Source organism: Pseudarthrobacter sp. SORGH_AS 212 (genome assembly GCF_030818145.1).
Taxonomy (GTDB): domain Bacteria; phylum Actinomycetota; class Actinomycetes; order Actinomycetales; family Micrococcaceae; genus Arthrobacter.
Genome location: NZ_JAUTAA010000001.1, coordinates 565136 through 578187, shown reverse-complemented (window position 1 = coordinate 578187; position 13052 = coordinate 565136). Strand labels below are relative to the sequence as shown.

The window sequence follows — 13052 nt, the reverse complement described above, 5'->3', positions numbered from 1 at the left end:
GTGCCTCCGGTCCGTCAGTCTTCGATCGTGGCGATCACGGCGCCCGCGGACACAGTCTCGCCTGCAACAGCCTTCAGGCCCGTGATGGTTCCGGAACGGTGCGCCGTGAGGGGCTGCTCCATCTTCATGGCCTCCAGCACCACTACCAGGTCACCCTCGGCGACAACGTCGCCTTCAGCCACAGCCACCTTCACGATGGTGCCCTGCATGGGGGAGGTGAGGGCGTTGCCGGTGGCGGCAGCGGGGCCGCCGGACCGTGCGCGCTTCTTCGACTTGCCGGACTTCGCTGCAGGAGCGGCGCCTGCGCCCAGGGAACCCAGGGATGCCGGGAGCACCACTTCGAGGCGTTTGCCGCCTACCTCGACAACTACGCGCTGGCGTTCTTCGGCGTCCTCGGTTTCGGCTGCGCCGTGGGGGTCCCAGGCTGGCAGGTCGTTGGTGAACTCTGTTTCGATCCACCGCGTGTGGACCTTGAAAGGGCCCTCCGCCGGAGCGAAATCGGGGTTGCTGACTACGGCGAGGTCGAACGGGATGACGGTGGGAATGCCTTCCACCACCATCTCCTCCAAGGCACGGCGCGAGCGTTGCAGGGCCTGGGTGCGGGTAGCCCCGGTGACCACCAGCTTGGACAGCATGGAGTCGAAGTTGCCGCTGATCACATCGCCCTGCTCCACGCCGGAATCAATCCGGATGCCAGGGCCAGTCGGGTTCTTCAGCGTGGCAATGGTGCCGGGGGCGGGCATAAAGTTCCGGCCCGGATCTTCACCGGTAATGCGGAACTCGATGGAGTGGCCACGGACCTCGGGGTCGCCGTAGCCCAGTTCCTCGCCGCGGGCCAGGCGGAACTGTTCGCGGACCAGGTCGATGCCGGTGACTTCCTCGGACACGCAGTGCTCCACCTGCAGGCGGGTATTGACCTCAAGGAAGGAAATGGTGCCGTCCTGGCCCACCAGGAATTCACAGGTACCGGCACCGAGGTAGCCGGCTTCCTTCAGGATGGCCTTGGAGGATTCGTACAGCCGCTGGTTCTGCTCGGGGGTGAGGAACGGGGCCGGTGCTTCTTCGACGAGCTTCTGGTTGCGGCGCTGCAGCGAGCAGTCGCGGGTGGAGACCACCACGACGTTGCCGTGGGCGTCAGCGAGGCACTGGGTTTCAACGTGCCGCGGAGCGTCCAGGAAGCGTTTCGATGAAGCATTCGCCGCGTCCGAAGGCCGCAGTGGCCTCACGGACGGCGGACTCGAACAGTTCGGGGATTTCTTCGCGGGTGCGGGCCACCTTGATGCCGCGTCCGCCGCCGCCGAAAGCAGCCTTGATGGCCACGGGCAGGCCGAACTTGTCCACGAACTCGAGGATTTCCTCGGCAGACTGTACGGGATCGGCGGTGCCGGGGACCTGGGGTGCACCCACCTTTTCGGCGATGTGCCGGGCCTGGACCTTGTCGCCCAAGGCGGAAATTGCTTCGGGGGACGGGCCGATCCAGGTGATGCCGGCGGCGATGACCTTGGCCGCAAACTCTGCATTTTCGGCCAGGAAGCCGTATCCGGGGTGGATGGCATCCGCACCCGACTGCCGGGCGGCGTCGATGATCTTGTCCATCACCAGGTACGACTCGGCGGCGGTGTTGCCGCCCAGGGCATAGGCTTCGTCAGCAAGCCGGACGTGCAGGGCGTCGCGGTCCGGGTCGGCGTAGATCGCTACGGAGGCGATGCCCTCGTCGCGGGCGGCGCGGATGATGCGCACCGCGATTTCACCGCGGTTTGCGATCAGCACCTTGGTGAGGCTCTGCTGCGTGGTACCGGCGGACTGCTCCATATTTGCTGACAAGGCGTCTCCTTCTTTCCTTCAGGGAGCCTAGCGCGGTTTTGGAGGTTCCGCCGATATTACTTGCGGAATCCGCGTGTAAACCAGCAATGCTTTGTAGGGAAGCTACAAGTCCGGGGCAATTGGCGCCTTTCAGCGCGGCGGCCAGAGATCGGTGATGCGCACGTTTGCGGCGGCCAGCAGTCCCCGGAGGGTGGATACGGACAGGCCGACGACGGCATGCGGGTCGCCGTCGACCTTCCGGATGAAGGCCCCGCCCAGGCCGTCAATGGTGAAAGACCCGGCGCAGTGCAGCGGCTCGCCGGTGGCGATGTACGCGTCGATTTCCTCCGCGTCCATGTCCAGGAAGGCGACCTCGGCTGAGGCAACGGCGCCAAGGGTGGCCCCCGATCCGGCACCGTCACGGCCGTCGTCGTCCGTGTCCGTATCCCGGCAGTCGACCAGCCAATGCCCTGTGTGCAGCACCCCTGAGCTGCCGCTCATCCGGAGCATCCGCTCCCGCGCGACGTCCGCCGTGTAGGGCTTGCCGTGTGCTTCGCCGTCGAACTCGAACACCGAGTCGCAGCCCAGCACCAGGGCGCCCTCGGAGTCCGGCAGCGCCGCCACGGCCTCGGCCTTGGCCCGGGCCAGCAGGAGGGCGGTGTCGTGCGGATCGGTCACGCCGTAGCGCGCCTGCACGGCGTCCTCGTCCACGTCGGAGACCAGCACGGTGTGCCGGATGCCGGCTTCGGCCAGGAGTTTGGTGCGGGCGGGGGACTGGGAGGCAAGTATCAGGCGGACCACGGAATCAGCCTAGTGGACCAGCTCAGCGGACGCCTTGGCGTTCTCCGGCCGGCTGAGCTTGGCGCCTTCCACGTCCACGTCCGGCAGGATGCGGTCCAGCCAGCGCGGGAGCCACCAGGACTTCTCGCCCAGCAGGTACATCACGGCGGGGACAATGGTCATCCGGACCACGAACGCATCCAGCAGCACACCGAACGCCATCGCGAAGCCCAGCGGCCGGACCATGGTGAGGTGGCTGAAGATGAAGCCCGCGAACACGCTGACCATGATGATGGCGGCGGCGGTCACCACGGCGGCGGCGTGCCGGAAGCCCACCCGCACGGCCTCCTTCGCGGTGGATCCGTGCATGTACGCCTCGCGCATGCCGGAGGCGATGAACACCTGGTAGTCCATGGCGAGGCCGAACAGCACGCCGATCAGGATGATCGGCAGGAAGCTCAGGACTGCGCCGGGGTTGGCGACGTCGAACACGTTGCCCAGCCAGCCCCACTGGTAGACGGCCACCACGGCGCCGAACGCGGCCGCCAGTGACAGGAGGAAGCCGCCGGTGGCCAGCAGCGGCACCACGATGGAGCGGAACACCAGCAGCAGCAGGATCAGGGAGAGCCCGACGACGATGGCCAGGTAGGGCGGCAGGGCGTCGCCGAGTTTGGTGGAGACGTCGATATTGCCGGCGGTCTGCCCGGTCAGGCCCATGGCTACGTCGTAGTCGGCCTTGATTTCGCCGTTCAGGCCGCGGAGTTCCGAGACGACCTTGACCGTGCTGGCGCTGGCAGGGCCTTCCTCTGGAATGACCTGGAAGACAGCGGTGCGGCGGTCCTCGCTGATGGCCACTGGAACAGCTGCCACTACGTTGTCCACTGACCGGAGCTTGTCCGCGATGTCGTACTGCAAGGTGCTGGCGGCTGCCTCGTCCAGGCCGGCGGGGAACTCGCCCACGGCAACGATGGGGCCGGTGACGCCTTCGCCGAAGCTGCGGGCAGTGATGTCGTAAGCCTGGTAGGCCTCGGAATCCACCGGTTCGGAGCCGCCGTCGGGCAGGGCGAGCTGCAGCTGGGTGGCTGGGAGGGCGAGTACGCCCAGCAGGATAACGCCGGCCACCATGGCAAGCACGGGGTGCCGGGTGACCAGGCCGCCCCAGCCATGGGTGCTTCGTTCACGGTCCTTGGCGTCGTCTTCCGCTTCGTGGCCGGGCTCTGCGTTGTGTGCGTTGGCCTTGGCCCATGCCCGCTTGGAGATGATGCGGCGGCCGATGAGGGACAGCATGGCCGGGGTGAGGGTGATGGCGACGAGGACCGCCACGGCCACCGTGCCGGCGGCTGCCAGGCCCATCACGGCCAGGAACGGCAGGCCGGGAACAACCAGGGCGGCGAGGGCGATGATGACCGTCAGGCCGGCGAACACCACAGCGTTGCCGGACGTTCCAGTGGCACGGGCCACGGATTCCTCGGTATCCATGCCTGCCAGGAGTTGGGTGCGGTGCCGGTTGACGATGAACAGTGAGTAGTCAATGCCGACGGCGAGGCCCAGCATGAGCGCCAGCATGGGGGAGATGGAGCTCATGTCGAAGAGGCCGGAGAGCGCGAAGGTGATGCCCACGCCCACACCGACGCCCATGACAGCCATCAGGAGCGGGAGGCCGGCCGCCACCAGGGTGCCGAGCATGATGATCAGCACCAGGGCTGCGACGGCGATGCCGATGATTTCCGCGATACCGAACAGCTCGGAGATGTCCTCGGTGATTTCCTTGCTGGCCAGGGCTGTGACGCCGGCGGAGGAGGTCCCGTGCGCGATGTCCTGGACCTGCTGGCGGACTTCGGGGCTCAGCCCGTTGATGGAGCCGTTGAACTGCACCTGGGCTACGGCAGCCTTGCCATCTTCGGAGACGAAGCGGATGGCCGAGGATGCTTCGGCCTGCCGCTTGCCCAGTTCCAGCTTGGCCTTGCTGGCCTCAAGTTCCTTCGCTCCGGCGTCGAATTTGGCCTGGCCTTCGGCCGCTGCGGCCTTCTGCTGGCCCAGTTGCGCCTCGATGGCCGCTGCGGGAGCACCGGCAGCCACCATTTGCTGTTCTGCAGCCTCCAGCTGTGCCTTTCCGGCATCCAGTTGCGCCTTGGAGGCATCCAGCGTGGCCTGCCCGGCAGCCAGCTGCTGCTCACCGTCGGTGATGGCCTGCCCGGCCTGGTCCACCTGGGCCTGGGTGGCGAACGGGTCCACGGTGCCGCGGACGTCCGGCAGCGTTTCGAGCTTCTTCAGGGCGTCAGTGACCGCCGCCCGGCTGGCGTCGGTGAAGCCGCCGTCGGGTGCCTCGAAAACGATCGTCGCAGTTCCGCCGGACGCGGATGGGAGGTCTTCCTTCAGCTTGTCCGCAATCCGTTGCGTTTCCGTTCCGGGGATTTGGAAGTTGTTGGACAGGGTGCCGTGGAAAGCCGCGGCGGAACCGCCGACGGCAACCAGCGCCACGAGCCACAACGAAAGGACCAGCCAGCGCCGGCGGTAGGAGAACTTGCCAAGGCGGTAGAGCAGCAGTGCCATGAGAGAAACCGATCTGGTCAGGAGGAGTGGGCGGCTGAGGGGGTGAAGCCGGAGCCCAACAGGGCCATGGCGTCAATAAGGAGTTGCCGGAGTTCGGCGAGGGATGCAGCGGACAGGTCGGGCCCGCGGCGGCTGAACCAGACCTCCATGGCGGCCTTGCCGCAGGAGATGACGGAGCCGGCCAGGGCATGGACGTACAGCTCGTCCGCCCCGTTCGGCGTGGCTGCCACCCGATCCCGTGCCACGGTGAAGACCTGGGCGCGGCAGTGGTCCCAGGCCTCGAGCTCGGTATGGGCCATCAGCTGGCTGTGCTGCGTCAGGGCGAACAGCTCGGCCAGGGGCTCCACCGTCCTGGGGTCCGCCAGGGCCATGAGGGCAGCCTGTGCCGCCTCCAGCAGCGGTTCCTCTGCTGGCCGCAGCTGCAGTTGCCGGATGACAATATCCAGGAAGCCGTGAGTCACGGAAGCCAGGGCTGCGTCGGTGCTGTTGAAGTAGTTGAAGAAGGTCCGCCGGGAGATTCCGGCCGCCTCTGCTATGTCCTCGGCCGTGAAACCGCCTGGCCCCTTTGACCGGAGCAGCGCCAGCGCGGCATCCGTAATGGCCTGCCGGGTGGCCGCCTTGTTCAGTTCGCGGCGTGAGGGAGCCGCGGGCGCGTCAGGCGGGGACGGTGGAGGATTCACGCTCTTACACTATGTGCAAGTTTGCACGGTGCGCAAGTTATATTCACAGGAGAATGAAAGGCTCCCAACAGCGTCTACAGAACCTGCGCACGGATGCTTGGTAGGACCCGGAAAGGGTGCAACCACAGCAGCCGTCTGGCGACGGCGGAGCAGGAGAAGAGAAATGTCACGCAGGAAGAAGATGGCGCTCGGCCTGTCGGCCGCGGCGCTTGCCGTTGGTGCCGGCATTGGAGTGGCGGGAGTGGCGTCAGCCACGACGACGCCGACCCCCGCACCGAGCGCCAGTTCCAGTGCCTCTGCCGATGCCGGCACCGGCACAGGCGCCGGCCATGACGGCATGGGCCGCCACGGCGGACGCGGAGGTGAACGCGGCGGCGTCCAGGCGTCAGCGCTGGCTCAGAAGCTCGGTGTGGACGAGGCAAAAGTCACGGACGCCTTAAAGGCTTTCCGCGAGGCCAACAAGCCCAGCGGACCGCCGGCAGAAGGCGAGAAGCCTGACATGGCCGTCCGCGAAGCTGCGCTGGCCAAGTCCCTGGCAGCAACGCTGGGAATTGACGAGGCCAAGGTAACGGCGGCGCTCGACGAACTCCGTACCGCGGCACAGGCAGACCAGGCGGCGGCGCTCAAGACCCGCCTGGACCAGGCCGTCACGGATGGAAAGCTGACCCAGGCCGAGGCGGACGCCGTGACCAAGGCGGTCCAGAACGGGGTGATCGGCGGCGGCGGACACTGACCACGCGCCCAAGGGCCCCGCAGGCCGGGACAGCATCCCAAGATAAAAGCCCGGGACAACAGGAAGTCCCCGGGAGAATTCCCGGGGACTTCCTGTGATTGCACCTGCGTGGCGCCTGGCGGCACCGACGTTGACTATGCCTTGGCGTCCTGCAGTTCGCGGGGCGCGGTGTCGGCAGCAGTACCGTCCGTAGCGGCACCGTTGTCGGCGGTGTCGTCGTCAACGAAAGGGGTGCCGTTGCGCGGCGCGTTGTACAGCGCTTCGTCCAGGATTCCCTGGCGCTTGGCCACGATGGTGGGGACCAGGGCCTGGCCTGCCACGTTGACGGCGGTACGGCCCATGTCCAGGATCGGGTCGATGGCAAGGAGGAGTCCGACGCCGGCGAGCGGCAGTCCCAGCGTGGACAGCGTCAGCGTCAGCATCACCACGGCGCCGGTGGTGCCGGCCGTCGCAGCGGATCCCAGGACGGAGACCAAGGCGATCAGCAGGTACTGGCTGAAGTCGAGCTGGATGCCGAAGAACTGGGCCACGAAGATGGCGGAGATGGCCGGGTAGATCGCGGCGCAGCCGTCCATCTTGGTGGTGGCGCCCAGCGGGACGGCGAAGGACGCGTACCCGCGGGGGACGCCCAGGCTGCGCTCGGTGACGCGCTGGGTGAGCGGCAGGGTCCCCACGGAGGAGCGGGAAACGAAGGCCAGCTGCACGGCCGGCCAGACGCCGGAGAAGTACTGCTTGACGGACAGTCCGTGGGTGCGGACCAGGATGGGGTACACAACGAACAGCACCAGGGCCAGGCCTGCGTAGATGGCCACAGTGAACTTGCCCAGGGAGCCGATGGTGTCCCAGCCGTAGACGGCGACGGCATTACCGATCAGGCCGACGGTGCCCAGCGGTGCGATGCGGATGATCCACCAAAGGACCTTCTGGATCACGGCGAGGGCGGAGGCGTTGAGGTTCAGGAAGGGCTCGGCTGCCTTGCCCACCTTGAGGGCGGCAACGCCGACGGCGATGGCGATCACCAGGATCTGCAGCACGTTGAAGCTGACGGAGGTGGTCACGGCGCCGGATTCGGCAACGGTGGAGCTCGCGCCCAGGCCGAGGAAGTTCTTCGGGAAGAGGCCGATCAGGAAGGACCACCAGTCGCCGGACTTACCTGCGTACTTGGCTTCTTCAGTGATTCCGGTGTTGGCGCCGGGCTGCAGCAGGACGCCCAGGCCGATGCCGATCAGCACCGCGATCAGGGACGTGATGGCGAACCACAGCAGGGTGTTCCAGGCCAGCCGGGCGGCGTTGGATACCTGACGGAGGTTGGAGATGGAGCTCACCACCGCCGTGAAGATGAGGGGTACGACGGCGGTCTGCAGCAGCGACACGTAGCTGGAGCCGATGGTCTGCAGTGTTGCGCCAAGGCCGTTGGGGTTGGTCTTGGTGCTGCCGGTGTACTTGGCCAGCAGGCCGAGGGCAAGGCCCACGATGAGTGCGGCGATGATTTGGAAGCCGAACGATCCAGCCCACTTGGGAAGCTGGAAGCCCGTCTTCCCTGCGGGGGAGGGGGTGCTTGTCTGAGTGCTCACCTGAATACGCTAGATCCGCACCACCTACCACGCCGAAACAACATTGAGAAATGTTACGCAAGCTCAGTCACCAGGAGAAACACAAAACGCTGGAAAGACAAGGTGGACGGCGGGTTTTGTTACTTATTCCCAGTGGCGGTGTGCTTAACATCTCGCAACTGGCGGCAGCGAGGGGCCTATCCGGCAGCGCGCGTCAGAGCGAGGTACGAGCAGCGCGCCGAGGATGGGCCCCTTGGGGCCGCGCACCCGTGAGGTTAAAGCAGCGCCCGCCGTAGGGTATCGAGCCCAACGGAGCCGACGTTCAGGGCCTTGGTGTGGAACTCCTTGAGGTCGAACCCTGGCCGTGCCTCAAGCTCGGCGCGGATCTGTTCCCAGAGCCGCTGTCCTACTTTGTAGGAGGGCGCCTGCCCGGGCCAGCCCAGGTAGCGGGTGAACTCGAAGTTGAGTTGTCCTTCGCTGATGGGCAGGTTGGCTTTGAGGAAGTCGTATCCCTTGTCCGGGGTCCAGGTGCCGGTGCCCCAGCGTGCGGGCACCTCCAGTTCCAGGTGGACGCCGATGTCGAAGACCACCCGGGCTGCGCGCATCCTCTGCATGTCCAGCATTCCCATGTGGTCGCCGGCGTCGTCGAGGTATCCGAGTTCCTGCATGAGCTTTTCCGCGTAAAGTGCCCAGCCTTCGCCGTGTCCGGAGGTCCAGCAGATGTTGCGCCGCCACTTGTTGAGCAGTTCGCGCCGGTAGGTTGCGGTGGCCACCTGGAGGTGGTGGCCTGGGACGCCTTCGTGGTAAACGGTGGTGGTTTCGGCCCAGGTGGTAAAAGTGTCCTCGCCGGCTGGCACGGACCACCACATGCGTCCGGGGCGGGTGAAGTCGTCGGAGGGGCCGGTGTAGTAGATGCCGCCTTCGTCGGTGGGGGCGATGAGGCATTCCAGTTTCTTCATGACGTCGGGAATGTCGAAATGGACCCCGGCCAGCTCCGCGACGGCTTTGTCGGAGAGTTCCTGCATCCAGGCCTTGAGTGCGTCGGTGCCTTTGATCTGCCGGGCAGGATCGTTGTTCAGGATTTCTTTGGCTTCGGCGATGGACGCGCCGGCCTTGATGGTGCCCGCCACCACCTCCTGTTCAGCGATCAGGCGGTCCAGTTCCTGAACCCCCCAGGCGTACGTTTCCTCCAGGTCCACGGCGGCACCCAGGAAGGACCGTGATGCCAGCGCATAACGGGCCTTACCCACCGCGTCCTTCTCCGGTGCGGCGGGCAGCAGGTCGGTGCGGAGAAAGTCGGCAAGCCGGGTGTAGGCGCGGCGGGCGGCGGCAGCCCCGGCGTCGAGCTTCTCCTGGAGGGCGCTGCCAAGTGGGCCGGTCTCGGTGGCGGCGCCGGCGGCGAGCTTGGCGAAGAATCCGTCCGCGGCGGCGTACTTAGTGGCCTGTTCGATGACGATGTTCACCTGCCGGGCTGCGGCCACCCGGCCGGCGTCGCGCGCAAGGCCCAGGGACTCGATGTAGCCATCGACGGCGGCGGGCACGTTCTGCGCCCGGCCGGCGATGTGCTCCCAGTCCTGTTCCGTGGCGGTGGGCATGAGGTCGAAGACCGCCCGGATGTCCTGCGCGGGCGAGGCAATGTTGTTCAGGTCCGCGTACTCCCACCCGGAGGCGTGGATCAGCAGCTGCAGTCCAAGCCGCTCGCGCATGGCGTCCAGCGTGACGGCGTCCACGTCGTCCTCAGGCTCCAGGTCTTCAAGGTCGGTCAGGGCCTTGCGGGCCACCTCCGCGAATTCGGCGATGCCTGCGGGGGAGAAATCCTGGTACTCGGTTTCCAGGCCCGGCAGTCCCAGGGTGGTCGCCAGCGACGGATTCAGGCGGACAAGGGTATCGGTATAGGCGTCCGCTACGGCGTCGATGCGGGTGTGCGGGCGTGCGGCGGGCGAAGTGTCGGTAGTCACCATCCGAGACTAGCCCGGCCGCGCCCACCGGGCGAGGAACGCGCCGGGGATCAGCCCTTGCTGCGCTTCCAGGCGCCTGGACCGGGCGCTGGTGCAAGGCCCAGCCGTTGCCGGCGCGCCCAGTGGCGTGCGGTTGGCGCGGCAGGCCTGGCCGCTTCCGGGCCGCCGAGGGAGAGCACGACGGCGGTGAGCGCAGCGAGTTCCTCGGCGTTCGGCTGTCCCTTGACCACAGAGAGCAGGGGAGCCGCGGCGGCTTCGGCCGGCTCCGGCGTTCCGGTGGCGCTCACAGCGGGATGTTCCCGTGCTTCTTGGCCGGGAGGCTCGCGCGCTTGTCGCGGAGGGCGCGCAGGCCCCGGACAATCTGCAGCCGGGTGTCGGACGGTGCGATGACGGCGTCAACGTAACCGAGTTCGGCTGCCTGGTAAGGGTTCAGGAGTTCTTCCTCGTACTGCCGGATGACCTCGGCGCGGCGGGCTTCGACGTCGCCGCCGTCCTCGGCGACAGCCGCGAGGTCCCGGCGGTAGAGGATGTTGACGGCGCCCTGCGCCCCCATCACGCCGATCTGCGCGGTGGGCCACGCCAGGTTGAGGTCCGCCCCGAGCTTCTTGGAGCCCATGACGATGTACGCGCCGCCGTACGCCTTGCGGGTGATGACCGTCAGCTTGGGCACCGTGGCCTCGGCATACGCGTACAGCAGCTTGGCGCCGCGGCGGATGATGCCCTGAAACTCCTGGTCCTTGCCCGGCAGGAAGCCCGGCACATCCACCAGCGTGATGATGGGGATGTTGAAGGCATCGCAGTTCCGGACGAAGCGGGCCGCTTTTTCGGAGGCGGCAATGTCCAGGGTTCCCGCGAACTGCAGCGGCTGGTTGGCCACTATTCCCACGGTGTGGCCTTCCACCCGGCCGTAGCCAATCATGACGTTCGGAGCGTACAGCGCCTGCATCTCCAGGAAGTGGCCGTCGTCGACGATCTGCTCAACGACTGCGCGCATGTCGTAGGGCTGGTTGGCCGAATCGGGGATCAGCGTGTCGAGGGCGAGGTCGTCGTCGTTGACCGCGTTTTCCTGCGCGTGCTCCAGCACGGGGGCCTCGGACAGGTTGTTGGAGGGCAGGAAGTCCAGGAGTTCGCGGACGAACTCGATCGCATCGCCTTCATCCGAGGCGAGGTACGTGGACGTGCCGGTGGTGGCGTTGTGCTGGCGGGCACCGCCGAGCGTTTCCATGTCCACGTCCTCGCCGGTGACGGTCTTGATGACGTCGGGGCCGGTAATGAACATATGGGACGTCTTGTCCACCATCACCACATAGTCGGTGAGGGCGGGGGAGTAGGCGGCGCCACCGGCGGACGGGCCCATGATGAGGGAGATCTGCGGCACCACGCCGGAAGCGTGCACGTTGTTGCGGAAGATATCGGCGAACATGGCCAGCGAGGCGACGCCTTCCTGGATGCGGGCGCCCCCGCCGTCGAGGATGCCGACCACCGGGCAGCCGTTGCGCAGGGCGAATTCCTGCACCTTGACGATTTTCTCGCCGTTGACCTGGCTCAGTGACCCGCCGTACACGCTGAAGTCCTGGCTGTAGACCGCCACCGGACGGCCGTCCACGGTGCCGTAGCCGGAGACCAGGCCGTCGCCGAGGGGCTTCTTCTTTTCCATGCCGAAGGCGGTGGAGCGGTGCACTGCGAGGGCGTCGAACTCGACGAATGAGTCCTCATCCAGCAACAGGGCGATGCGCTCGCGTGCGGTGTTTTTGCCGCGCGCATGCTGCTTTTCGACGGCCTCGGGGCCGGAGGGCTGTTCGGCACGTGCCTGGCGGTCGCGGAAATCGGCAATCTTTCCCGCTGTCGTTGTCAGATCGTGGCTCATCAAGTATCTCCGGCTCTGTTGCAGATTGGTTCAGTGTCGCTGAGTATGTTGACGGGCTGTGCTCTGGAGGCGCTTAAGTAGCTTCCACACAAAAAACGAACCCTGCTGGCAAGTCTAATGACGCTTTGAGTGCCCGCAGCTGTAGGGAACCTACAATTTTCTGCCGTGCCGTCACCCGGACCACTATGTTACTCGCCGGTAACTTATCTGCGTTACAGTGTTTCCATGACTTCGAGCAACGACGCTTTGACCGCTGCCGCCAGCCCTTACCGGGCGTCCGGTTCGCTCCGCGGAAAGACCATCCTGATGTCCGGTGGCAGCCGCGGCATCGGCCTTGCCATCGCCCTGCGGGCGGCGGCGGACGGCGCCAACATCGTGCTGATGGCCAAAACCGGCGAACCCCACCCCAAGCTCGCCGGCACGGTGTTCACCGCTGCCCAGGAACTGACCGAGGCCGGCGGGGGTGCGCTTCCCCTGGTGGGGGACGTCCGCAACGACCAGGACGTGGCCCGCGCCGTGGCCGAGGCCGTTGACCGCTTCGGCGGCATCGACGTCGTGGTGAACAACGCCTCCGCCATTGACCTGTCCACCACGGATGCCGTGGACATGAAAAAGTACGACCTGATGCAGGACATCAACGTCCGCGGGACCTTCCTGCTCTCCAAGCTCGCGCTGCCGGCGCTGCGCGCATCCGGCAATGCGCACATCCTCACGCTGTCCCCGCCCCTGAACCTGGATCCACACTGGGCCGGACGGCACCTGGCCTACACCATGGCCAAATACGGGATGAGCCTGACCACGCTGGGCCTGGCCGAGGAACTGAAAGACGACCGGATCAGCGTCAACTCGCTGTGGCCGTGCACGCTGATCGACACCGCGGCCATCAGGAACATGCCGCAGGGCGAGGCTATCGTCCAGGCCGCACGCGGACCACAGATCATGGCCGACGCCGCCCACGCCATCCTCACCGGCAGCAACCTGCCCGCCGGCGGGCAGGCCACGGGCAATTTCTACACTGACGAACAGGTGCTGGCGGCAGCAGGGGTTTCCGATTTCCGCCCCTACAGCCTGGGGGCCCCGGAGGACCGGCTGGTTCCCGACATTTTCCTGTAGCCGCCAGGGGCA

Annotated in this window: 9 protein-coding genes and 1 pseudogene; 2 read left to right on the top strand and 8 right to left on the bottom strand. The window is 66.6% G+C overall.

Translation table 11 applies throughout. The features are described 5' to 3' along the window. Nucleotides 1–14 precede the first annotated feature (14 nt). From QE394_RS02550 to QE394_RS02535, 4 genes and pseudogenes are all read right to left on the bottom strand, one after another. Nucleotides 15–1812 (bottom strand): annotated as a pseudogene (locus tag QE394_RS02550) (biotin carboxylase N-terminal domain-containing protein). Between the two features lie 141 nt (nucleotides 1813–1953). Then, a complete protein-coding gene (locus tag QE394_RS02545; protein ID WP_349033649.1) occupies nucleotides 1954–2604 on the bottom strand; it encodes a nucleoside triphosphate pyrophosphatase in 651 nt (216 codons plus the stop codon). Between the two features lie 9 nt (nucleotides 2605–2613). Next, a complete protein-coding gene (locus QE394_RS02540) occupies nucleotides 2614–5136 on the bottom strand; it encodes an MMPL family transporter (RefSeq protein ID WP_268158474.1) in 2523 nt (840 codons plus the stop codon). A 17-nt stretch (nucleotides 5137–5153) separates the two neighbouring features. After that, nucleotides 5154–5816: a TetR/AcrR family transcriptional regulator gene (locus tag QE394_RS02535; protein WP_056080078.1), complete on the bottom strand. Its 663-nt coding sequence runs from the start codon at nucleotides 5814–5816 to the stop codon at nucleotides 5154–5156. 163 nt (nucleotides 5817–5979) lie between these two features. On the opposite strand from QE394_RS02535, the gene QE394_RS02530 reads away from it, so the two are divergent. Further along, entirely contained in the window at nucleotides 5980–6549 is a 570-nt protein-coding gene (locus QE394_RS02530; protein ID WP_349033648.1) for a hypothetical protein, read from the top strand. Between the two features lie 134 nt (nucleotides 6550–6683). Here the strand turns inward: QE394_RS02530 and QE394_RS02525 are convergent, their stop codons facing one another. From QE394_RS02525 to QE394_RS02510, 4 genes are all read right to left on the bottom strand, one after another. Further along, nucleotides 6684–8123, bottom strand: coding sequence for a dicarboxylate/amino acid:cation symporter (locus QE394_RS02525; protein WP_349033647.1), 1440 nt, complete (start codon nucleotides 8121–8123; stop codon nucleotides 6684–6686). Between the two features lie 254 nt (nucleotides 8124–8377). Then, nucleotides 8378–10060 (bottom strand): DUF885 domain-containing protein, encoded by a 1683-nt coding sequence (locus QE394_RS02520; protein ID WP_349033646.1) that lies wholly within the window; start codon nucleotides 10058–10060, stop codon nucleotides 8378–8380. 50 nt (nucleotides 10061–10110) lie between these two features. Beyond that, nucleotides 10111–10347: an acyl-CoA carboxylase subunit epsilon gene (locus tag QE394_RS02515; RefSeq protein WP_261621142.1), complete on the bottom strand. Its 237-nt coding sequence runs from the start codon at nucleotides 10345–10347 to the stop codon at nucleotides 10111–10113. Next, nucleotides 10344–11927, bottom strand: a complete 1584-nt coding sequence (locus QE394_RS02510; RefSeq protein ID WP_056080090.1) for an acyl-CoA carboxylase subunit beta — start codon at nucleotides 11925–11927, stop codon at nucleotides 10344–10346. Before QE394_RS02510 ends, QE394_RS02515 begins: the two co-directional genes overlap by 4 nt. Before the next feature lie 225 nt (nucleotides 11928–12152). Here QE394_RS02510 and QE394_RS02505 point away from each other — a divergent pair, with 225 nt between their 5' ends. Next, nucleotides 12153–13040, top strand: a complete 888-nt coding sequence (locus QE394_RS02505; protein WP_056080092.1) for an NAD(P)-dependent oxidoreductase — start codon at nucleotides 12153–12155, stop codon at nucleotides 13038–13040. Nucleotides 13041–13052: the final 12 nt, after the last annotated feature.